Raw genomic sequence first — 22981 nt, forward strand, 5'->3', positions numbered from 1 at the left:
CGAATGACGATCAAGGCACGCAGGACGCTGGTCGCCGTCGCCGCGGTAGCCGGTGTGGCGGTCACCTCCGGCTGCGGGCTCACGGTGGAGAAGCTGCCGTTGCCGAAACCGGGTCAGGGCGGGGAGACCTACACGATCCACGCGGTCTTCGAGAACGCGCTGAACCTGCCCGACCAGGCGAAGGTGAAGATCGGTGGCTCGGATGTCGGCGTGGTCACCGACATCAAGACCAAGAACTTCCAGGCCGTCGTGGACTTGACCATCCGCAAGGACATCGAGTTGCCCAAGGGAAGCACGGCGGAACTGCGTCAGGCCACCCCGCTGGGTGATGTGTTCGTCGCGGTGTCCAAGCCCAAGACCGAGCCCGGCGCGGACGTGCTGCACGACGGTGACACGCTCACCCTCGACAGCACCTCCGCGGGCGCGACCGTCGAGCAGCTGCTCATCTCGGTCTCCATGCTGTTCAACGGTGGCGGCATCGCCAGCCTGTCCAAGCTGGGTTCCGAGCTGGACTCCATCGTCGGCGGCCGCGGCGAGCAGCTCGCCCACCTGATCACCGAGATGACCGGCGTGGTCGGCAGTCTGAACGACAACTCCGCCCGGGTGGACAGTGTGCTCGGTGAGTTCAGCACCCTCGCCAACACCATCGAGGGCAGGCGGTCGGAACTCGGCGAGGTGGCCGACACGCTGCCGCAGATGATCGGCGCCATCGCCGAGAACAACCGAGCCCTCGGCGATCTGCTCGCCAGGTTGTCCACCGCCAGCGCCGCCCTCGGCGATTACGCGAACACCTCGACCGAGAGCTTGAACGGACTGCTGGAGAACACCCACCAGCTGATGGACGCGATAGCCAAGACCGGCGACGGCTTCGGCGTCCTGCTCGACCGACTGCGGGTGCTGCGGCCGAAGGTCGACGCGACCTTCCGCGGCAGCAGCTTCGCGGTGTACGCGACCGCGACCAACCTGGACATCAGCGCGCTCACCGATCCGCAGCACGGCAAGCTCCAGGACCTCAACGACTTGCAGGACTTCGCGGGCAGCCTGATCCAGGTGCTGCAATTGGTGCAGGGCCGGGTGGGAGGACAGCGATGACCTCGGCGCGCAAACTGTTCGGAAGCAAGATCTTCCTGTCGAACGTGGGCTTGGTGCTCGTGCTGCTGGTCGGCGCGACGTACCTGCTGCTGAACGTCATGCGGGTGAACCCGCTGCGGTCCGACTACACCGTCACGGTGAATCTGGATCGTTCCGGTGGTCTGCAACCCGGCAACGACGTGACGTTGCGCGGGTGGCGCATCGGCAAGGTGACATCGATCGAGCTGTCCGATCGCGGCCAGGCCATCGCCGCCACCGCGCAGATCGAGTCGAAGTACAAGATCCCGGTGGACACCCAGATCGCGGTGCAGGCCTTGTCGGGCGCGGGTGAGCAGTACATCGACTTTCGGCCGAATGCCGAACAGGGGCCGTTTCTGGCCAACGGCGCGGTGATCAAGTTCGATCCGGACAGGATCCACACGCCCACGCCGGTGTGGTCGGTGCTGGACAACTCCAGCGCCCTGATCGCGCAGATCAACCCCGAGCACTTCCAGGTCATCCTGAACGAGCTGGACATCGCGCTCAGCGGCGGCCCGGATCAGCTGCGCGGCCTGGTCAACGGGATCAGCCTGGCGACGGCGGGCCTGGACTCGTTGCTGCCGCAGACCACGAACCTGATCACCAATCTGCGCACCATCGCGAGTACCACGTCCAACGCACAGCCCGATCTGGCCACGCTGACTCGCAACTCCGGCGTGCTGTTCCAGCAGTTCAACAACGCGAACGCGGAATTGCAGCGCGTGCTGGACCAGGCGCCGGGCCAGCTCACCAGCCTCGGCGCGGTGGTGGACCGAACGGCCGATCCGATCACCAGCCTGGCGACCAACTTCCAGGCCATTACGAAGGCGGCGCAGCTGCGGCTGCCCGCGCTGCGCGCGCTGTTCCCCTCGCTCGCGCTCGGTGGCGAGGCGCTCGGCGTCCCGGCGCACGACGGCGAATTCCACGCGATGATCGACATCTGGCCGCGGCCGTTCTGCACCTACAACACTCCGAAGATGCGCAACGAGGTCGTGCAGGACGGCACGATCCCGATGTGGAACTACTGCGAGAATCCGCCGCCGGGTCAGCAGATCCGTGGTGCCGCCAACGCGCCGCGGCCCGACGTGCCCAACAACGGCGCGCACATGCCGCCGGGTGTGGATCCGAACGAGCGGACCCTGCCTCCGGTGCGGTGAGTCGTACCCGGCCCTGCGGTCCTCCCGTCGGGCGGGCATACTCGCCGGTGAAACGCGTAAGGTTCGCTGCCGCGGGCCGCTGAAGCCAATCGGTGCGCACCGATGCGCGCCGGGAAAGTGCAGGTTCTATCGATGTCTACCGACGACGCCGAGACCGACAAGGACGCCGAGACCACGGCCGCCACCTCCGACAAGGGCACCGACGCGGTATCCGGGAAGTCGGAGGACGCCGCCGGCGCGGCGAAGCCCGAGCTGTCCAAGGCGGAGAAGGCAGACAAGGCCGAGGCCGGCGCGAAGCCGGCCGCGAAGAGCGACTCGCCCAAGGCGGCGGCCTCCGCACCGTCCGGCAAGTCCACCTCGATTCCGCTGGTGGCCGCGTTCGTGGCCGGCGTGCTCGCGGTCGCCGCGATCACCGCGGTGGTGGTGTTCTTCTTGCAGGGCAAGGATCGCGGCGACAAGCTCGACGCGATCCGCGACTCCACGAGCGCCGCGTGCACATTCGGCAAGGACGTCTCGGTCTACGACTACTCGAAGAACCTGGACGACTACTTCACCACGGTGAAGGCGGGCTCGACGGGCGAGTTCCTCAAGGAGTTCGACGACGCGACCAAGGCGCTGAAAGACGCCATGGTGCAGGCACAGGTCAAGTCCTGGGCCGACGATGTGCAGTGCGGATACCAGGCCGGTGACAAGACCTCGGCCAAGGTGCTGGTGACCCTCACGCAGTATCGGACCAACTTCACCCAGGCCAACCCCGAGCGTCAGTTCGTCGTGGTGATCGCCCAACTGCAGAAGTCCGGCGACAAGTGGCTGGTCGAGAAGCTCGATTCGCCGATGCTGAAGGGTGCCGGTACTGGTCTGCCCGGCGCTCCCGCTCCGGGCGCGCCGCAGCAGGCGCCGCCGCCCGGCCAGCCCGCGCCGTCTGGTCAGCCCGCACCGCAGCCGGGTAACTAGCCGAGCGCCTCCGGCGGTGGGCCGAGCCACCACCGCCGGAGGTCATTCGGGCAGCATGCGACGATCCGGCGGATCAGAACAGTGTCAAAGCCTGTGGCGCCGACGGCGCGGCCGCCTTCCCCGCGGCCTTGTCTTTCGGCGCTTCCGGCGCCGTCGACGCTTCCTCCACAGTCACCGCGAGCATTTCCACGGTGTTCGCCTCGGCGACAGCCGCGGTGACCGCGGCCTGCCGAGCCGCTTCTCCGGCCAGCGCGTCGGCTTGCTCGTTGAAGTAGTTGCCGACATGACCACGGACCCAACGGAAGCGGACCGGCCCCGGCCTGCTCGAGATGGCCCGATCGATCTGCCGGACGAGTTCGACATTCTTCACCGCGCCACCGGTGGACGTGCGCCAGCCGTTGAGCCGCCAGCCCGACACCCATTCCGAGGCGCATTTGATCGCGTAGAGCGAATCGCTCTCGATGAGCAGGGGTTCGGACCCTGGATGGGCGACGATCGCCTCCAGCACCGCGCGCAACTCCGCGACCTGGTTGGTTCCGGACGCGGCTCCCCCGCTGGCAGAGGAGCCCTGATGATTGACCCAAGCCCAGCCGATGGCGCCGCCGGGATTGCGGAGGCAGGATCCGTCGGTGCTCACGATGATCATGGGTGGCACCCTACGCAATCCGACCGACAAGATCGGTACCGTGGAATTCCTCTATCTCCCTCCGTAACCGGGCCTCCGTACGCCGCAGCGCCGATTTGACCGCGGCGTCCACCAAGCCGGTGCTCAGGCGCCCGACCACTCCGCGAGGTGGACTGTACTCCGCCTCGGAGGTCAGCACCGAGCGCCCGTAACCGAGCGGGTCGAAGCGCAGCCGCAGCATGCCGGAGAACCGTCCGCGCAGCGTGTACCCGATCACCGCGTTGTGGCGGTGTTCGGTGATCTCGCAGGTGGAAGTCGGTTGCCAGATCGCGAAGCGGGTGGTGGTGGCGAAGACCGCGCCGAGTCCGCGGTCCTGGTCGCCGGTCGGTACGAAGTCCGCGATGCCGAACATCCAATCCGGTACGAACAGATGGTTGTCCGTATAGCTGAAAGCGACCTCGACGGGCGCTCCGACGTCACTCGCGTACTTGATGTGGCCCATAGGCCCTCCCTGTCCCACGACTGGCGTTAAAAGTACTACAGCACTCCTCTTTATTCGAGGGCTCTGCGGTATTTCGTCAGCTATTTCGCCAGGTTGCGACCGAATGGTTGCTTGGGAGGAAGGCCGTTCACGGCGTCCTCAGAGCTGGTCGACGAGGTGCTCCGCGATCGGCATGGCCGAGGTCGCCGCAGGTGAGGGGGCGTTGAGCAGATGAACCGAGCGCTCGGTGCGCTCGATCATGAAGTCGTGCACCAGTGTTCCGTCCCGCAGCACCGCCTGGGCGCGAATACCCGCCTCGCGGGGCCGCAGATCGGCGAGCGTCAGCTCCGGACAGTAGCGGCGGCACTGCTCGAGGTATCCGCGCTTGAACAGCGAGTTGCGCAGTTCCCGCAGACCGGTGCGCACATTCGCCTTGGCGACGCGATGGAATCCGGCGAATCCGAGGACTTCCCGCGTGTCCCGCAGGTCGACACTGCCTTTGCGGTAGCCCTCCCTCGACAGTCCGAGCACGGCGTTCGGCCCCACGGTCAGCGCTCCGTCGATCGTCGGGCTCAAATGCACGCCGAGGAACGGCAATCCGGGATCCGGTATCGGATAGATCAATGTGCTGACCAGACCGTTTCGCTCCTGCGGCAGCTGGTAGTACTCGCCGCGGAAGGGAACGATGCGAAAGTCGGTGCGCAGCCCGGCCGCCCGCGCCATCCGGTCGGCTTGCAGGCCCGCGCAGACCACCGCGCGGCGAGCCGTCCACGAGCCGGCCGGTCCCGCGGCGGTCACGGCATCCGAAGTCTCGGTGAGCGTGGCGACCTCGGCGCCCAGCACGAATTCACCACCCGCGCCGCGGACTTCCTCGGCGAGCGCTTCGGTCACCCGGGTGAAGTCGACGATGCCGGTGTCCGGGACGAAGAGGGCCCCCACGCCGGTGACGCGCGGTTCCCGCCGCCTGAGCTCCGCGGCGTCGATCAGTTCGACGGCCACGCCGTTGGTGATCGAGCGTTCGTGCAGCGCGAGCATGCGTTCGTATTCGGCGTCGTCCGTAGCGACCAGTAGCTTTCCGCAGACGCGGTACGGAATGTCGTGGGCGGCAGCGAATTCCTTGGTCCAGCGAGCGCCCCGGCGGCACAGCGTGGCCTTCAGGCTGCCGGGCGGATAGTAGATGCCGGAGTGGATGACTCCGCTGTTGTGGCCGGTCTGATGGGCGGCCAGCCGCCGGGCTTTCTCCAGCAGCACCAGGCTCGCACCGGGATTGCGCGCCAGGATCCGGTGCGCGGTCGCGACGCCGACGATGCCGCCGCCGATGACGCAGAAGTCGTAGGCGCTCATGCCGAGCAGGGTAAGCGGTAGCTCACACGGCGGTGGAATCCGCTCCGCCGTGCGCGGGGGCGGGCGCGCGTTCGGTGGTCCGCTGTTCGAGGTCACGGCTGGGTGCGGGTGTGGCGTGCCGGTTCAAGCGCAGGTCGTGCTCGCCCAGCCGCGGATCGGAGAACGCCATCCGCACTTCACCGCTGTGGGTATCGAGGTCGGTGCGCATCGTGGTCACGGCCGGCATCTCCGACGTGGGGCCGGAGGAGCGGAGGTAGCCCGGCAGCATGATCAAAGCGTTGGTGTCCACGGTGACCGAGACGGTGTCGTCCTCGACCTGTGCGACCTGCGCGCCGACATAGGCGTCGCCGACTCGCACCTTTCCGCCGACAGGTGTGGGAGCGGGTGGTGTGGCAGGCGAATCTACATGCGGCGCGGTGGTTTCCGGCTTGGCGGTTTCCGGCTCGGCGGCACGCGGAACCGAAGCAGCCGCGGGCAGGACGAAACTGGTGCCGGTCAGTACCGGATAGGGGGTGTACCGGCGGCCATGGTCGGGCTCGTCCGGGGCGGGCGGAGTGACCGGCGCGGCGATCCGAGTCGCCGGGCGCTGCATATCGGCGATCTGCTGTACGACATACGCGCCCGCCACGACGGTCAGGCTCAAGCTGGCGGCACCGGCGAGCACGATGGCGGCATGCCGCGCGACCTGGGCAGGTCGATGTGCTGTCACGATGCGTTCCTTTCGCTGCGACGCTGCTCCCCACAGCGACCAGCACCGTGGGAAGCTGTACGCCCGTCCAGATTACCTGGGGGGTCGGGCAGGGTGTCGCATCGAAGAGAGCAGGATCACAGCCGGCGCGGGGAAAGACGGCGTGGTCGCGATGGGATTACCAGGCGTCACCGCGCCGAAAATGGCGTCGATGTTTCCGTGAACGCACCGACGGGTAAATAGTCGGGTAGCTGGCGAGCGCCATTCTCGACTGCCACTCGAGACACCCGGCCAACGGCGTCCGGCCGTCGACATGAACACGGCGCACCCAAGTGTGGCGCTCGCCCGCTCCGAAGCGTCGTCGACGGGCCGGGTGCAGGCGGGTCAGGCGAACTGGCCCGCTGCCCTTCCCGCACCCGTCGGGCCAGCGAAAGCCTGTGCGAGAGTGAGCCATTCCGCGGCGTCGTCGCCGTGCGTCACGAGCGCCAGATCGTCGGGATGGCGGCGTTGGGTCACCAGCATGCAGAAATCGAGCGCCGGTCCGGTCACGCGCTGTTCGGCGTCCTCGGGCCCCCACCTCCAGATCGTGCGATCCGGCGCGGTCAATGCGACCCGGAATTCCGCTGCGGGCGGCGTCTTTCCGTGCACGGTGTAGGCGAAGTTCCTGGTGCGCACGCCGATATGGGCCACGGTGCGCAGCCGCGCCGTCGGCGTGCGGTGTACGCCGAGGGCATCGGCCACATCCTGCCCGTGCGCCCAGGTCTCCATGATGCGGGCGCTGATCATCGACGCGGCGCTCATCGGCGGACCGAACCACGGCAACTTGACGCCCGCGGGCGCGGCGCGCAGCGCGGCGATGAGCGAGGCGCGTCCACGCCGCCATCGATCCAGCAGATCGGCGGGCGGTTCGGTCGCGGCTTTCTCGGCGGCCTCGTCGACGAACGTGAGCGCACGGGGCCCCGCTTCGGTCAGCAACTCCCCGAAGCGCGCGGCATCCGCGGTGGCGATCGTCGCGATCTCGTCGGTCCAGGCCAGATGGCCGATCTGATGGGCGATGGTCCAACCGGGCGCGGGTGTGGCGCGCGCCCACTCCTCGGGCGCCAATGGGCCGACGAGTCGTTCGAGGTCCGCGCATTCGTCGGCGAAGTCGCCGAGCAACGCCGCTAGGTCAGCCATCAGTTCCCCTGCCGCTACCGGGCGCACCGCCTCGTGCGCCGCCGGGTCCAGCATCGCAGCGAGACTAAAAAAAGGCAAGCATGCTTGTTTTATATTGGTCGGCGCGGGCCCGCTACCAGCCGAAAATCAGCAGGTGGGCGGCTCCCACCACGAGCCCGAGGACCGCGCCGTGCAGATACAACAGCCACGCGTCCTGTTCCACGGACGCGTAGAACATCTCCATGAACTCCCCCGGCGTGAGCCGCCGCAACTTGCGCGCCGCGAATTCATCGATGGTCTTGGCCTGCTCCCGGTTGAACTCCTCGTCCTCGACCAGGGTCGGGGCCAAGCCGACCGCCGCGCCCGCCGCGCCCACCGTGAGGTTGTCGAACTGCCGGCGTCCCAGGGCGGCCCGCACGAGGGTGGTGGTCGGGCCGAGCTGACGATTGATCTCGTCGGCGATCAAGCGCTCCAGCAGCTGCCTGGTCTTGTCCCCGTTCGGGCCCTCCAGCAGTTCCTTGGACAAGTTGGGCAACGTCAGCACCTGGTAGGCCAGGATGTGCGCCAGATCGGTGGCCGCCTGCGGCTGCCGTTTCGCCAGCAGCGCTTGCTTCCACAGGTACTTGTACCTCGGTTGCGGGTCGCCCGGCTCGAAGACCATCTTCACCGCGATGACGTTCACGATCACACCGATCGCCGCCGAGGCGAGCAGTACGATCACCCAGCCCGGCACCCAGCCCAGCACCGGGATGTCCTGGTGCACATGCATGTACAGCGCCAGCAGCACGCCGAAGGGCGCGCCGAGCAAGCCGACACGGACCATGAACCGCAGCTCGGGCGCCGCGATGGTGGTGGTGAGGTCCTTCAGGATGGTCGGGTTGTCCTCCAGGTAACGGATCACGAAGCCCTTGATGCCGATCAGCTGGTCGACGTTGTCGCCGAGCGAGGCGAACGCGCGACGTGACAGGGCGGGCAGTTCGCGATCCACCCGCTGGTAGATCAGCTGCTTGGCGGCGCGCGGCACGGTGCGCCACAGGTCCGGGTTGTCCCGGTACATCAGCTCGTCCACCAGCGGTCGCACCTGCTCCCGCGCCAGCACCGCGATGTAGTCGGCGATACCGTCGAGATCGAGTTCGTGGATGAAGTCCTTCGGACTGCCGATCCGCATCAGCGCCTTGTCCACACAGATGCTGGCCATCTTCTCCGCGCGTGCCGGGATGAAGCCTTGGAAGCCGAGGCGGCGGCCGTCGCCGGAAAAGGTCGGCAGCACCTGGACCCGCCGCGGGAAGTATGGGTAGAGCACGTGCAGGCCGGGAATTCGAACGCCGCGAAACCGGATCGGCCAGAACAGCATCAGCACGCCGGTCCAGTTGGTCAGCCAGCCCGCCAGCGCGCTGAAGATCGGAAACGTGATCAGGTCGACCACGAACTTCGACTGCCCGGTCAAGCTCTCCCAGTCGATGAACACGCCAGCGGCGAGCGACGACATCGATGGGACTCCCTAAGCCGATCCGGCGGTACCGCCGGTATGAGATACCAAGGTCCCCACGTTCTCATTGCCTTGGAGGGGGTGTCAACGCGAAGCGGGACTTCGCCGTCAGCGAACGGACCGGTCGGGGCGGAACAAACCCGGACACCCCGGGGTTGAGTAGGCATCGCTCAACTTTTGGAAGGGTCGAAGACGTGACTACACCACAGAACCTGCCGGTGCTGTTCCTGACCGATCCGATCGTGCTGCCGGGCATGGTCGTGCCCATCGAACTGGACGAATCGGCGCAGGCCGCGATCGATGCCGCACGGGCCGCCAAGACCGAAGCCGTGCTGCTCGCGCCGCGGTTGAACGAGGGCTACGCCACCTACGGTGTGGTCGCCACCATCGAACAGGTCGGCCGTATGCGCGGCGGAGCCCCGGCGGCCGTCCTCAAGGCCGAACGGCGCGCCAAGATCGGGCACGGGGTCACCGGCCCGGGCGCCGCGTTGTGGGTCGAGGCCGAGCCGGTCGAGACGTCCACCCCCGACGGCCGCGCCGAGGAACTGGCCGCGGAGTACAAGAAGCTGGTCGTCTCGGTGCTGCAACGCCGCGAGGCCTGGCAGATCATCGACGCGGTCAATCAGCTGACCGACCCGTCGGCCATCGCCGACACCGCGGGCTACGCCCCGTACCTGACCGCCGAGCAGAAGCGGGAACTGCTCGAGACCCCCGACGTGGTGGAACGGCTCACCACACTGATCGAGTGGACCAAAGCGCACATCGCCGAGGCCGAGATCAGCGAGAAGATCAGCGAAGACGTTCGCGAGGGGATGGAGAAGAGCCAGCGCGAATTCCTACTGCGCCAGCAACTCAACGCCATCCGCAAGGAACTCGGCGAGGACGAGCCGGACGGCGCGGACGACTACCGCACCCGCGTCGAGCAGACCGATCTGCCCGGCAGCGTCCGCGAGGCGGCGCTGCGCGAAGTCGGCAGACTGGAGCGCGCCAGCGATCAGAGCCCGGAATCGGGCTGGATCCGGACCTGGCTGGACACCGTGCTGGAGCTGCCGTGGACGGTGAAGACCACCGACAGCACCGACGTCTCGGCCGCCCGCGCGGTCCTGGACGCCGACCACCACGGCTTGGACGAGGTCAAGGACCGCATGGTCGAGTACCTGGCCGTCCGCGCTCGCCGCGCCGCCCGCGGCCTGGAGGTCGTCGGCGGACGCGGGTCCGGCGCGGTGCTGGTGCTGGTCGGTCCGCCCGGCGTCGGCAAAACCTCGCTGGGTGAGTCCGTCGCGCGCGCCCTCGGCCGAAAGTTCGTCCGCGTGGCCCTGGGCGGCGTGCGCGACGAAGCCGAGATCCGTGGGCACCGCCGTACCTACGTCGGCGCGCTGCCCGGCCGCATCGTCCGCGCCATGAAGGAAGCCGGATCGATGAACCCGGTCGTCCTGTTGGACGAGATCGACAAGGTCGGCTCGGACTTCCGCGGCGACCCGGCGGCCGCCCTGCTCGAGGTGCTGGACCCGGCGCAGAACCACACCTTCCGCGACCACTACCTGGATCTGGACCTCGACCTATCCGACGTGCTGTTCATCGCGACCGCGAACGTGATGGAGACAATCCCCGGCCCGCTGCTGGACCGGATGGAACTGATCACCGTCGACGGCTACACCGAGGACGACAAGGTGGCCATCGCGCGCGACTTCCTGGTGCCGCGGCAACTGGAGCGCAACGCGCTGACCGCCGAGGAGGTGACGATCAGCGAGGAGGCGCTGCGCGAGATCGCCGCCAACTACACCAGGGAGGCGGGCGTTCGGCAGATGGAACGACTGATCGCCAAGGCGCTGCGCAAGGCGGCCACCCGGTTGTCCGAGCGCGTAGCCGTCCCCGCGGCGGCGGGGTACGACCCGGACCTGGGCTACGAGGTGGATACCGACACCTTGACGATCGGTCTTGCCGACTTGAAGGACTACCTGGGTCGCCCGCGCTTCACCCCCGATTCGGTCGAACGCACGGCCGTCCCCGGCGTGGCCACCGGTCTCGCCGTGACCGGCGCAGGCGGCGACGTCCTCTACATCGAGGCGAACGCCGCCGAGGGTGAGCGCTCGCTGACCCTCACCGGCCAGCTCGGTGACGTCATGAAGGAGTCCGCGCAGATCGCGCTGACCTACGTGCGCTCGCACCTGGAGGAGATCGGCATCGAGCCGACGGTGCTGGATCGCAACATCCACATCCACTTCCCGGCCGGCGCGGTGCCCAAGGACGGCCCGTCCGCGGGCGTCACGATGGTCACCGCCCTGGTGTCGCTGGCGCTGGGACGGCAGGTGCGATCGGACGTCGGCATGACCGGTGAGGTCACGCTGAACGGACGGGTGCTGCCGATCGGCGGCGTGAAGCAGAAGCTGCTCGCCGCCCAGCGGGCCGGATTGAAGACGGTGTTCATCCCGGCGCGTAACGAGCCGGATCTGGACGACGTCCCGGCGGAAGTGCTGGCCGCGCTGGATGTCCGCCCCGTCGCCGACGTGGCCGACATCCTCGCCTACGCCATCGAACCGGTGGCCGAACCCGCGTTGGGGCCTGCCTTCGCGGCTACTGCCTGACCTGGGCTGGAACGGCCGGGCACGGAAACTCCGTGCCCGGCCGTTCGCATGCTGCCGAGCGGGCGGACGGACCGTTGGTCAGCCGCCGGTATTCGCACCGGTCGGATCGGCTTCCGCGAGCCGGGTGGTGCCCTGGGCCACCGCACACAGAACGGGTTCGCGGCCCGAGCTTTCCGTGTAGATCTCGCAGTGGGCGACCGCTTGGCGGCGCGTCGCGCCGGTGACAGCTGCCTCGACGCGCAAACGCTCGCCCGCGGCGGGGCGGAGGTAGGTGATGGTGACACCGCCGGTGAGCACATTCGCGCCGAGCACCGTACCGGCGGCGAAGGTGAGGGCGTTGTCGGCGGCGTAGGCGAGCACGCCGCCGTGCACGTAACCGAATTGCTGGGTCAATTCGCGGCGGAGGGGGACGACCAGGGTGGCCGCGCCGTCGCCGAACGCGGTGATCTGGGTGCCCACCAGCATGGCGAAGGGCTGCGCGGCCAGTATCTTCTCGGCGCTGTCCAGGTCGAGGGCGATGGTTGTCGTCATCGGGAGACCTCCGCTGCGGCTCGGGTGCGATCGGCGGCGAGGGCGAGCCAGGCGGCGTCGGCGAGTTCGCCCGCGACTTCGGCCGGGCCGACGCGCATTTCGCCGCCCAGCCACTGTCGCGTGTATTCCTGCGCCGGTCCCAGCCACAGCGCGTAGACCAGATCGATCGGAAGATCACGCACCGCCCCGTATCCGGCATGCGTGCGCCACCACCGCGTCACGTCGGAAAGGAAGCGGCGATTGCTCTCGCTCTCGCGCACCCCTGGTGGACGCGCGGAGGTGAGCACGGTTGCGCGGTATTGATTTTCGCCGACCCACCGCAGGTGCTCGCGCACGCCCTCGGTGACGCCCGCGCGCGCGTCGGTGCTGTCGCCGACGACTGCCCAGAAATGCTCCTGGTAGTCCGCGAGCGCGTTGGCCCACACCTGCCGGTACAGGTCGGCCTTGTCCGGGAAGTGGTGATAGAGCGCGCCGACGCTGGCGCCCGCCGCGGCGCGGATCTGCGTCAGCGTCGCGTCGAGCGCCCCGTGCTCGGCGAACTGGCGCTCGGCCGCCAACAGCAACCGATCTCGAATCTTCATAACCAGAATTTAGTTCTGTTCTGCGGAACGCGCAATGCGCGATGTCGCACCACTGGGGTAAGAACGGGGTGTGGCCAGATGGCTGTTGCACATCGATCTCGACCAGTTCCAGGCGGCGGTGGAGTTCCGCCGCCACCCGGAACTGCGGGGACTGCCGGTCATCGTCGGCGGCCACGGCGATCCCACCGAACCGCGCAAGGTGGTGACCTGCGCGTCCTATCCGGCGCGCGCGTTCGGCGTGCGGGCCGGGATGCCGCTGCGCAGCGCCCAGCGCAAGTGCCCCGAGGGCGTGTTCGTTCCGCTCGACATGACCGCCTACGAGGACGCCTCGGACGAGGTCATGGCGCTGCTGCGGACGTTTCCGGGACGGGTCGAGGTCTGGGGCTGGGACGAGGCGTTCCTCGCCGCCGACACCGACGACCCGGAGGCCCTCGCGCAGCGGGTGCGCGGCGCCATCGCCGGCCTCGAGCTGACCTGCTCGATCGGCATCGGTGACAACAAACTCACCGCCAAGCTCGCGACCGGGTTCGCCAAGTCGGCGGGCAAGTCGTCGGCCGAGCCCGACGCCGGTGCGGGCACGGCGGCGGGCGTCTTCCGGCTCACCGCCGAGAACTGGACCGAAGTGATGGCCCATCGTCCGACAGATGCGCTGTGGGGTATCGGCACGCGCATCGCCGCACGTCTGGCCGAGCTGGGCATCCGAACCGTCGGCGACCTGATGGCCGCCGACCGGCATCGTCTCGCCGCGGAGTTCGGGCCGAACACCGGGCCGTATCTCTGGGTGCTCGGCCACGGCAAAGGCGATACGGACGTCACCACCGAACCGCGAATACCCGTGGGCCGCAGCAAGTCCGAGACGTTCCCGCACGACCTGACCGATCCCGGCGAGATCCGCGCGCAAGTGGCGCGGCTGGCCACCGAGGTCGCCGAGGAGATGGCCGCGGCGGGCCGGATCGGCACCCGGGTTTCCGTGACGGTGCGCACCAACACCTTCTACACCCGCAGCAAGCAGGAGAAACTGCCCGAGCCGACCATCGACGTCGCGCGGATCGCCGAGACCGCGCTGCGCATCATCGAACGGTTCGACCTCGACCGCCCGGTTCGTCTGCTCGGCGTCCGGCTCGAACTCCTGCCGCAGTAGCTGCCGAACCCGTCCGGACCCTCGTATGCTCGTGCGCATGGAGTTCTGGGCGATGGTGGCACACGAGACGGACAGCGGGATCGTCCTGACCCGGCAGCAGGTCAACGAGGATTTTCTCGGGCCGGGCGACGTGACGATCAAGGTGCACTACTCGAGCGCGAACTACAAGGACGGTCTGGCGATCACCGAGGGCGGCGGGGTGGTGCGCAACTACCCGATCGTGCCCGGGATCGATCTCGTGGGCGAAGTGGTCGAGTCCGCCGACGACGATTTCGCCCCAGGCGACCAGGTGATCGCGCACGGATACGACATCGGGGTTTCGCACAACGGCGGCTTCGCCGAATACGCCAGGGTGCCGGCCGAATGGGTGGTCGAGCTGGCGGACCTGAGTCCCCGTGACGCGGCCGCGCTCGGCACCGCGGGGTTCACCGCGGCCCTGAGCGTGCAGGCCCTGCTCGATCGCGGCCTCACCCCGGACGCGGGCCCGGTGCTGGTCACCGGCGCGACCGGCGGGGTCGGCAGCGTGAGCATCGACATCCTCTCCGGCCTCGGCTTCGAGGTGATCGCTTCCACCGGCAAGACCGACGCGAACGATCTGCTCAGCGAGATCGGCGCGAACGAGGTGATCGGCAGGTTGCCCGAAGATCCGAACGCCAAGCCGCGGCCGTTGACCAAAGCGCGGTGGGCCGCGGCCGTGGACAGCGTCGGCGGCGCCTCGCTCGCCTATGTGCTGAGCGCCATCGGATACGGGGGTGTGGTCGCGGCCAGCGGGCTCACCGGCGGAGCGGAACTGCCCACCACGGTGCTGCCGTTCATCCTGCGCGGCGTCGCGCTCGAGGGCATCGACTCGGTCAACCTCCCGATCGAACGTCGCCGCGAGGTATGGTCCCGGCTCGGCAAAGAGCTCCGACCGCAGCATCTTTCGTCCCTGGTGAACCACGCTCCGATCACCGAGGCCGAGAAGGTGTTGCGCTCCATCCAAAGCGGCAGCCATCGCGGCCGCACCGTGATCGGCGTCCTCGGCGAATTCTGACCCGCCGGTTCTCGGCGTACTTCGGCAGGGCTCGGACGAATCCGCACCCGGCGGACGCATGGTCGTAGGACCGACGAAGCCCGGCTCGAACGAATCGAGCCGGGCTTCGCTGATCGGTCTCACGCCGCGAAGGACTACGCGCGATGATCTTCGCACCGTGGATGGCCCGCGAGCCGAACACGCCGCGCGGGGGAAGACGCTGCCACCGTCGCGTGCCCCGATCCGATACGGTTCTTCGGCAAGCATGTGATCGCACCGGCCGAGAGGCGAACTTCGTTGTCCGCGAATCTGTTCTGGCGTTCGATGTCGATAGTGACGGTTTCCGCGCTGCTCGCCGTGCCCACGTACAGCCGGGCCGATCCGGTGGCCGACCCGCAGCCGAACAGCTCGGACCGGTTCTATCACCAGACGCTCGAATGGAAGCCGTGCGGCGTCGAGAATCTGGACAAGGCCGGGGGCGAGTGCGCGAACGTCCAGGTGCCGCTCGACTACGCGCGGCCCGGCGATCGCACGATCACCCTGGCGATCTCCCGGGTGAAGGCGAGCGATCCGGCGCGGCGGCGGGGAATCCTGCTGTCCAATCCCGGCGGTCCGGGCGGCCCGGGACTGGACAGTGTGGATCTGCTCGGTGATGTGCTGTCGCCGGACGTGCTGGCCAGCTACGACCTGATCGGGATGGACCCGCGCGGGGTCGGCGAGTCGAGCCGGAGTCCGCGGTGCGGGTGGCCGGTCGGCGAGATGATCCGGTCGGCGGGCCTCGACCCGCTCGGCTTCGTGCACGACACCGTCCAATCCGCCGGCATGGCCGCCACGTGCGTGGTTCGCGATCCAGAGCTGGTGCGGCAGTTCACCACTCGCAACACGGCGCGGGACATGGATGTGGTCCGAGCCGCCTTGGGCGAGCAGAAGGTCAACTTCTACGGCTTGTCCTACGGCACGTATCTCGGGGCGGTGTTCACCCAGATGTTCCCCGAGCGCAGTGATCGCATCGTGCTCGACAGCGCGATCGACCCGGACCGATACTGGGAGGGCTTGGTCCAGGACTGGGGTCCCTCGGATGAGATCGCGCTGGACGATTGGGCGGTGTGGGCCGCCGCCCGGGACGAAGAGTTCCGGCTCGGTGCGACGCCGCAGCAGGTGCGCGCGAAGATCGAGGAGTTGGTCCGCGTCGTCAACCGCAGGCCGATCGTCGTCGATGACTTCGCGATCGACGACCACTGGTTGCCGTTCATCCTGCACTCCTTGCTGTGGAACTTCCGGTTGAACGAACCGTTGGCCGCGACGGTGCGCGAGCTCGCCGACGACGCAGGCGGTCCGCCCACCGCCTCGCGCACACCGCGGTTGCGCGCCATCGTGGCGGCGCTGCGGGACAACGAGAACTCCGTCCTGGCGCAGATCGCCTGCGGTGATGTCGGCGCACCCATCGATCCCACCTGGTACTGGCGCAACATCGAGGAGAGCCGGGCCGCGCAACCGGTGTTCGGCGCGCTGGCGGGCAACATCCAGCCGTGCGCTTTCTGGCCTCGGCCGGTCGAACCGCCGACCGTGGTCCGGAATGCGGTGCCCGTGCTCATCGTGCAGGCGTCGGGAGATCCGCGAACTCCTTACGCCCACGCCGTCCGGCTGCACGAGTATCTGTCGGCGTCGCGGATGGTCACGCTGGAAGACGTCCGCATCCACATGACCTTCCGGCCCGAGTTGAGCAGCTGTGTGAACCACGCGATCAACGCCTACTTCGGCGCGGGAACCCTCCCGGACACCGACACCACCTGTACCGCGGACCGGACGGTGAGCTAGTACGACGGGTCAGGCCGCCGCCGTAACCGGCTCCTCGGCGAACTGGGTGCGGTACAGCTCCGCGTAGCGGCCATCGGCGGCCAGCAGTTGGGTGTGCGTGCCGCGCTCGATGATCCGACCCTCCTCGAGCACCAGGATCTGGTCGGCGGCGCGGATCGTGGACAGCCGGTGTGCGATCACCAGCGCGGTCCTGCCCTCCAGCGCTTCGGACAGCGCCTCCTGCACGGCGGCTTCGGAGGTCGAGTCCAGTGACGCCGTCGCCTCGTCCAGGATCACCACGCGCGGTTGCTTGAGCAGCAGGCGCGCGATGGTCAGCCGCTGCCGCTCACCGCCGGAGAGCCGGTAGCCGCGCTCGCCGACCACCGTCTCCAACCCGTCCGGCAACGAAGCGACCAGGTCGCGCAGCCGGGCGCGTTCCAACGCGTCCCACAACTCGTCCTCCGTGGCCTCCGGGCGCGCGATCAGCAGATTGGCCCGGATGGTCTCGTGGAACAGGTGCCCGTCCTGGGTGACCAGGCCGACCGTCTCGCGGATCGACCGGGTGGTCAGCTCGCGCACGTCCGCGCCGTTCAACCGCACCGCGCCGCCGTCGACGTCGTAGAGCCGCGAGACCAGCTGGGCGATGGTGGACTTGCCCGCACCGGACGAGCCCACCAGCGCGATCAGCTGACCGGGCTCGGCGCGCAGCGACACCTCGTGCAGCACCTCCACCCCGCCGCGAGTGTCCAGATTCGCCACCTCCTCCAGCGAGGCCAGCGACACCTTGTCAGCCGACGGGTAGCCGAAGTTCACCGCGTCCAGCTCCACCGCCACCGGACCGGCCGGAACGGGCTTCGCGCCGGGCGCGTCCTCGATCAGCGGCTTCAGGTCGAGCACTTCGAAGACGCGCTCGAAGCTCACCAGCGCGGCCATGATCTCCATCCGGGCGCTGGCCAGCGCGGTCAGCGGGGTGTAGAGCCTGGTCAACAGCAACGACAGCGAGACAACCGCGCCCGCGTCCAACTGCCCGCGCAGCGCGTACCAGCCGCCGAGCCCGTACACCAGGGCGATCGCCAGCGCCGACACCAGCGTGAGCGAGGTGACGAAAACGGTTTGCAGCATCGCGGTGCGCACGCCGATATCGCGCACCCGGCAGGCCCGCAGCGCGAACTCGCCGGACTCCTGCTCCGGACGGCCGAAGAGCTTGACCAGCGTCGCGCCCGGCGCCGAGAACCGCTCGGTCATCTGGGTGCTCATCGCCGCGTTCAACCGCGCCGCCTCCCGCTGCATGTCCGCCAAGCGGTTGCCCATCCGGCGCGCCGGAAACACGAACACCGGAAGCAGAACCAGCGCGAGCAACGTGATCTGCCACGAGATGCTCAGCATCACCCCGAGCGTCAGTGCGAGGGTGACGAGGTTGGCCACCACGCCGGACAGGGTGTCGCTGAACGCGCGCTGAGCGCCGATGACGTCATTGTTCAAGCGGCTGACCAGTGCGCCGGTCCTGGTGCGGGTGAAGAAGGCGACGGGCATCTTCTGGACGTGATCGAACACGGCGGTGCGCAGATCGAGGATGAGCCCCTCGCCGATCCGTGCCGACATCCATCGGGTCGCCAGCCCGAGCCCCGCGTCGAACACCGCGAGCACGCCGATCACCAGCGCGAGGACGACCACCACTCGCGGCGCCGCGCCGCCGACGATGCCGTTGACCACCCGGCCCGCCAGCACCGGCGTCGCCACGGCGAGAACCGCGGACACTACGCTGAACAGCAAGAACGCACTGATCCTGCGGCGGTGCGGCGCCGCGAACCGGATGATGCGCCGGGCGGTGGCGAAGCGGAACGGCCGCTGTTCCCGCGGCGCGTTCGCCCGCCGGTACATCTGGCTCCACGCCACGGATTCGATGCTCACGTTGCTCTCCCTCTCGCTCCCCGCCCATCCAAGACCTGGCCACCGACACTAGGACCTCAACAATGGTTGAGTTCAAGTCGATTCCGGACGCACGCCGTTTCCGCCGAGAGCGAAACCGGCCGTAGCCCGAATACTCGGTCCACCCCGGCGGTCACTCGAACGCGAGCCATAGGGGCCGCGAACACCCAGCACCGCGGCGCTGGGAAAATCAACACTGTGAACCGGATGGCGGCACTGCGCGGCACGATCGCGGGTGAGGTCGGTACCTCCGAGCGGCGGCGGGCGGAGTACTCCTCGGACGCGTCGAACTATCGGGTTCTCCCGGCCGCGGTCGTCTTTCCCCGCACCGAAGAGGACGTCGCGGTCACCCTGGAATTCGCCCGCGATCACGGCCTGCCGGTGACCGCACGCGGCGCGGGAACGTCGGTGGCGGGCAATGCGATCGGTTCCGGACTCGTCCTCGACTTCAGCAGGCATATGAACCGGATCGTGTCGATCGATCCGGCCGCGCGCGTGGCCACCGTGCAGCCGGGCGTGGTGCTGTCGGAGTTGCAGCGGGCGGCTCGTCCGCACGGCCTGCGCTTCGGGCCGGACCCTTCGACCCAGAATCGCTGCACCCTCGGCGGCATGATCGGCAACAACGCCTGCGGACCGCGCGCCGTTGCGTGGGGCCGCACCTCCGACACCGTGCGCGAACTGCGCGTCCTGGACGGCACCTGCACCGAACGCACGTTGGCCGCCGACCTGTCGGCGGTGCCGGGCCTCGCGGAATTCGGCCGGGCGAATCTCGCGGTGCTGCGCACCGATCTGGGGCGCTTCGACCGGCAGGCGTCCGGGTACGGCTTGGAACATCTCCTTCCCGAACGGGGCGCGTCGGCGGCGAAGGCGTTCGTCGGCAGCGAGGGCACCTGCGGTCTGCTGCTGGAGGCGACGGTCGACCTGGTCGCGCTGCCCGCGGCCACCGTTCTCACGGTGCTCGGCTACCCGGACATGGCCACCGCCGCCGATGACGTCGCCGCCGTGCTGGCCTGCGCGCCGATCGCGGTCGAGGGCATCGACGCGCGGCTGGTCGACGTGGTCCGGGCGCACCGGGGGCTGGTGCCGGAGCTGCCGCGCGGCGACAGTTGGCTCTTCGTGGAGACCGCGGGCGAGACGCAGGCCGACGCGCTGGTCGTCGCACAGCGGCTGTGCCGGACGGCGGGGGCGATGGACACCCGGATCGTCCCCGATCCCGGGACCGCCGCGGCGCTGTGGCGGATCCGGGCCGACGGCGCGGGGCTGGCGGGGCGCACGCCCGACGGGCGACCGGCGTGGCCGGGATGGGAGGACGCGGCCGTCCCACCCGCGCGGCTGGGCGCCTACCTGCGCGATTTCGCGGCCCTGACCCACGACCACGGCGTCGACGGACTGTTGTACGGGCACATCGGCGACGGCTGCATCCACGTTCGCCTCGACCTCCCGATCGCCGACGCGCCACGCCGTTTCCGTGCCTTCCTCTTCGACGCGGCCGAGCTGGTCGTGCGGCACGGCGGTTCGCTCTCCGGCGAGCACGGCGACGGCCGGGCCCGCTCCGAGTTGCTCTCGGTGATGTACTCGCCCGCGGTGCTCGACGTCTTCGCCGGCTACAAGGCGCTGTTCGACCCGGACGACGTCCTGAATCCGGGTGTGCTGGTCGCTCCGCGCGCGATCGACGCGGACCTGCGCCTGGCGGGAGTTCCGGACGTCCGGCCGTCGAGCGGCTACGTGCTGTCCGAGGACGACGGCGATATGGGCGTCGCGGTCCATCGCTGCGTCGGCGTGGGCAAATGCCGAGCCGACGGCGGTTTCATGTGCCCGTCCTACCAGGCCACCCGGGACGAGAAGGACAGCACTCGGGGGCGGGCGAGGGTGTTGCAGGAGGTGGTGCGCGGCGCGTTGCCCTGGTCGTCGGAGGCCGTCGCCGAGTCGCTCGACCTCTGCCTGTCCTGCCGGGCGTGCCGGTCGGACTGTCCGGCGGGCGTGGACATGGCCACCTACAAATCGGAGACGCTGTATCGGCGCTACCGCCATCGGCCGCGCCCGATCGACCACTACTCGCTCGGCCAGTTGCCCCGGTGGTTGTCCGTGGCGAGCCGGATGCCGCGCGTGGTGAACGCGCTGGCCGGGCGAGTCACACTGCGCCGCGCGGGTTTACGAGCGGCCGGCATCGATCCGCGCCGTGACGTGCCGCGCCTGGCCCCGCGCGGTTTCCGCCGGATCTGGCGTGATCTGGACGAGGGGGCCGCACTGGCCGAGTCGTCCTACGCGCCGGAGGAACGGGGTGGCTCCGGCGAGGTGATGCTGTGGATCGACACCTTCACCGACGCGTTCGCCCCGGAGATCGCCCTGGCCGCGGCACGGCTGCTGTCCACCCTCGGCTACCGCGTCCGGATTCCGGAGCGACGCGTCTGCTGCGGACTCACCTGGATCAGCACCGGTCAGCTCGACGGCGCCCGTGCGCGGTTGCGGGCCACATTGAGCGCGTTGGAGCAGCACGTGGGCGCGGGCGGCCTGGTCGTGGGACTGGAACCGTCCTGCACCGCGGTCCTGCGCGCCGACCTGACGGAACTGCTGCCGGACGACCCGAGATCCGCCCCGACCGCCGCCGCGGTGCGCACCTTCGCCGAATTCCTCGCCGAACAGCCGACCTGGCGTCCGCCGAAGCGAACCGGACAGTCGGTGGTCGTCCAGCCTCATTGTCATCAGCACGCGATTCTCGGATTCGATGCCGAGCGCCGATTATTAGCCAGCATGGGAGTCGGGGTGACGGAAATCACCGGATGTTGCGGGCTGGCGGGAAACTTCGGAATGCAGGAAGGCCATTACGACATTTCGGTGGCGGTGGCCGAGAACGGCCTGCTCCCCGCGCTGCGCGCCGCGGGCGAGGACGCGATCTTCCTCGCCGACGGCTTCTCCTGCCGCACCCAGGCCGCTGCCTTGGCCGGGCAACAGGCGTGGCATCTCGCGCAGTTTCTGCTGGGCCAGTGATCCTTTCGCACGCGCCCGCCGAGCAATCCGGGCGGGTGCGCCGCGTGCGTCAGCTACCGAACGGCAGGGTGCCGGGCGGGATCTGGTAACCCGAGCTGCCCGCGGAAACCCCGCCCCAGGCGTTGAGCAACCAGTTGAGCAGATTGGTGATCATGAGAACCTCCGTCATTGCTACAGCCAGCTATTTGCCGAACGAAATCAATATCGCCGTCAATCTCGTTCCGTTACATCGGATTGCGAAACGATAATAATGCACGATAGATATAGAAAGACTTCTGGTGTGGTCCAGATGATAATCGTGGTGTCCGGCGGAGGGTGCTGCGACGCCGCGCGCCGCACCGGGCAGAATGAGTCGGTGCGCAGCGTGACGGTCGAGCCGGAAGCGAGCCGGACGGTGACCACGGATCGGCCGATCGATCTGGCGTGCACGCTCGCTCCGCTCGGCCGTGGCACCGGCGACCCGTGCCATCGGGTGACCGGCGACGGCGCCCACTGGCATGCGTCCCGGCTGCCGACCGGGTCGGTCACCTACCGGTTGGCCCAGTCCGGCCCGTGCGCTGTGCGGGCAGGGGCGTGGGGGCCTGGGGCGGCGGAATTCCTCGCGGGTCTCGAGCACATGCTCTGCCTGGACGAGGACGTGTCCGCGTTTCTCCCGGATCACCCGAAGCTCGCCGATGCCCACCACCGCTTCCCCGGCCTGCGTATGTTGCGCACGGGCCTGGTCTTCGAAGCTTTGGTGCCCGCGGTGCTGGAGCAGAAGGTGCACACCGTCTCCGCACGGGCGTCGTGGCGGAAGCTGGTCCGGCAGTACGGCGAACCGGCGCCGGGTCCAGCGCCGGACGGAATGCTGCTCCCGCCGGACGCCGACACCTGGCGGCGGATTCCCTCCTGGGTCTACCACCGGGCCAACGTCGGACCGCAGCGCGCGCAGACCATCGTGCGTTCGGCTCGGATCGCCGAGTCGCTGGAGCGTGCCGCGCGTGCCGACCCGGCCGAGGCGGCACGCATGCTGCGCAGTGTGCCCGGTATCGGGGTGTGGACCGCCGCGGAGATCGCGCAGCGGGCTTTCGGCGACGCGGACGCGCTGTCGGTCGGCGATTATCACCTCGCCGCCGCGGTCGGCTGGACTCTGCTCGGCCGTCCGATCGATGACGAGGCGATGGTCGAATATCTGGAACCGTTGCGTCCGCACCGCTATCGAGCGATTCGCCTGCTCGAAATCAGCGGTCACTTCCACAAACCGAAGTTCGGCCCTCGCACCGCCCTGACGGACCATACCTGCCACTGAGTCACATCTTTCACATGCGCCCCGTCAGGAACCATTTTTCCACAATTTTGCACATTCTTTATCAGTCGCAGCGGCCCGCGGCGAAGCGAAACTAGAGCTCGTCGCGCCACACTCGGCCATCGCCGC

At 68.8% G+C, this 22981-nt stretch carries 18 protein-coding genes; 9 read left to right on the forward strand and 9 right to left on the reverse strand.

Annotation, left to right across the window (positions count from 1 at the left end; all coding sequences use genetic code 11):
• Positions 1-3 precede the first annotated feature (3 nt).
• The 3 genes from ACGF7Y_RS10275 (at position 4) to ACGF7Y_RS10285 (ending at position 3221) form a co-directional block, all read left to right on the forward strand.
• A complete protein-coding gene (locus tag ACGF7Y_RS10275; RefSeq protein ID WP_393231706.1) occupies positions 4-1092 on the forward strand; it encodes an MCE family protein in 1089 nt (362 codons plus the stop codon).
• Complete coding sequence (locus ACGF7Y_RS10280) at positions 1089-2267, forward strand: MlaD family protein (protein ID WP_393231709.1); 1179 nt, start codon at positions 1089-1091, stop codon at positions 2265-2267. Before ACGF7Y_RS10275 ends, ACGF7Y_RS10280 begins: the two co-directional genes overlap by 4 nt.
• Before the next feature lie 132 nt (positions 2268-2399).
• Positions 2400-3221 carry a hypothetical protein gene (locus tag ACGF7Y_RS10285; protein WP_393231712.1) on the forward strand — a complete coding sequence of 274 codons (822 nt, stop codon included), beginning with the start codon at positions 2400-2402 and terminating at the stop codon, positions 3219-3221.
• Positions 3222-3294: 73 nt separating this feature from the next.
• On the opposite strand, the gene ACGF7Y_RS10290 is transcribed toward ACGF7Y_RS10285, so the two are convergent.
• The 6 genes from ACGF7Y_RS10290 to ACGF7Y_RS10315 all read right to left on the reverse strand — a co-directional run bounded on the left by ACGF7Y_RS10290 (position 3295) and on the right by ACGF7Y_RS10315 (position 9003).
• Entirely contained in the window at positions 3295-3867 is a 573-nt protein-coding gene (locus ACGF7Y_RS10290; protein WP_063050315.1) for a ribonuclease H, read from the reverse strand.
• A gap of 10 nt (positions 3868-3877) precedes the next feature.
• Complete coding sequence (locus tag ACGF7Y_RS10295; RefSeq protein ID WP_393231715.1) at positions 3878-4348, reverse strand: SRPBCC family protein; 471 nt, start codon at positions 4346-4348, stop codon at positions 3878-3880.
• A 138-nt stretch (positions 4349-4486) separates the two neighbouring features.
• Positions 4487-5671, reverse strand: coding sequence for an L-2-hydroxyglutarate oxidase (gene lhgO, locus ACGF7Y_RS10300; protein ID WP_393231718.1), 1185 nt, complete (start codon positions 5669-5671; stop codon positions 4487-4489).
• Positions 5672-5693: 22 nt separating this feature from the next.
• Positions 5694-6380 carry a hypothetical protein gene (locus ACGF7Y_RS10305; RefSeq protein WP_393231721.1) on the reverse strand — a complete coding sequence of 229 codons (687 nt, stop codon included), beginning with the start codon at positions 6378-6380 and terminating at the stop codon, positions 5694-5696.
• Positions 6381-6743: 363 nt separating this feature from the next.
• Positions 6744-7535, reverse strand: a complete 792-nt coding sequence (locus ACGF7Y_RS10310; RefSeq protein WP_393233116.1) for a TIGR03084 family metal-binding protein — start codon at positions 7533-7535, stop codon at positions 6744-6746.
• Positions 7536-7647: 112 nt separating this feature from the next.
• Entirely contained in the window at positions 7648-9003 is a 1356-nt protein-coding gene (locus ACGF7Y_RS10315) for a hypothetical protein (protein ID WP_393231724.1), read from the reverse strand.
• Between the two features lie 254 nt (positions 9004-9257).
• Here ACGF7Y_RS10315 and lon point away from each other — a divergent pair, with 254 nt between their 5' ends.
• The gene (gene lon, locus ACGF7Y_RS10320; protein ID WP_393233118.1) at positions 9258-11588 is read left to right on the forward strand and encodes an endopeptidase La; all 2331 of its coding nucleotides are present in this window, start codon (positions 9258-9260) and stop codon (positions 11586-11588) included.
• A gap of 78 nt (positions 11589-11666) precedes the next feature.
• Here lon and ACGF7Y_RS10325 read toward each other — a convergent pair whose 3' ends face one another.
• Both ACGF7Y_RS10325 and ACGF7Y_RS10330 read right to left on the reverse strand, forming a co-directional pair.
• Positions 11667-12119 carry a PaaI family thioesterase gene (locus tag ACGF7Y_RS10325; protein ID WP_393231727.1) on the reverse strand — a complete coding sequence of 151 codons (453 nt, stop codon included), beginning with the start codon at positions 12117-12119 and terminating at the stop codon, positions 11667-11669.
• Complete coding sequence (locus ACGF7Y_RS10330) at positions 12116-12700, reverse strand: TetR/AcrR family transcriptional regulator (RefSeq protein ID WP_393231730.1); 585 nt, start codon at positions 12698-12700, stop codon at positions 12116-12118. The genes ACGF7Y_RS10325 and ACGF7Y_RS10330 overlap by 4 nt, the downstream gene beginning before the upstream one ends.
• Before the next feature lie 70 nt (positions 12701-12770).
• Here ACGF7Y_RS10330 and ACGF7Y_RS10335 point away from each other — a divergent pair, with 70 nt between their 5' ends.
• The 3 genes from ACGF7Y_RS10335 (at position 12771) to ACGF7Y_RS10345 (ending at position 16671) form a co-directional block, all read left to right on the forward strand.
• Positions 12771-13841, forward strand: coding sequence for a DNA polymerase IV (locus ACGF7Y_RS10335; RefSeq protein ID WP_393231733.1), 1071 nt, complete (start codon positions 12771-12773; stop codon positions 13839-13841).
• A gap of 37 nt (positions 13842-13878) precedes the next feature.
• Complete coding sequence (locus ACGF7Y_RS10340) at positions 13879-14874, forward strand: oxidoreductase (RefSeq protein ID WP_393231736.1); 996 nt, start codon at positions 13879-13881, stop codon at positions 14872-14874.
• A 312-nt stretch (positions 14875-15186) separates the two neighbouring features.
• Entirely contained in the window at positions 15187-16671 is a 1485-nt protein-coding gene (locus tag ACGF7Y_RS10345) for an alpha/beta hydrolase (RefSeq protein WP_393231738.1), read from the forward strand.
• Positions 16672-16680: 9 nt separating this feature from the next.
• On the opposite strand, the gene ACGF7Y_RS10350 is transcribed toward ACGF7Y_RS10345, so the two are convergent.
• A complete protein-coding gene (locus tag ACGF7Y_RS10350) occupies positions 16681-18561 on the reverse strand; it encodes an ABC transporter ATP-binding protein (RefSeq protein ID WP_393231741.1) in 1881 nt (626 codons plus the stop codon).
• 225 nt (positions 18562-18786) lie between these two features.
• Between ACGF7Y_RS10350 and ACGF7Y_RS10355 the strand changes: the two genes are divergently transcribed.
• Together ACGF7Y_RS10355 and ACGF7Y_RS10360 are read left to right on the forward strand one after the other, a co-directional pair.
• Positions 18787-21567, forward strand: coding sequence for an FAD-binding and (Fe-S)-binding domain-containing protein (locus ACGF7Y_RS10355; RefSeq protein ID WP_393231743.1), 2781 nt, complete (start codon positions 18787-18789; stop codon positions 21565-21567).
• A gap of 364 nt (positions 21568-21931) precedes the next feature.
• A complete protein-coding gene (locus ACGF7Y_RS10360; protein WP_393233120.1) occupies positions 21932-22855 on the forward strand; it encodes a DNA-3-methyladenine glycosylase family protein in 924 nt (307 codons plus the stop codon).
• The last annotated feature ends 126 nt before the right edge of the window (positions 22856-22981 follow it).

It is taken from the genome of Nocardia sp. NPDC047654 (assembly GCF_043205035.1).
Lineage (GTDB): Bacteria > Actinomycetota > Actinomycetes > Mycobacteriales > Mycobacteriaceae > Nocardia.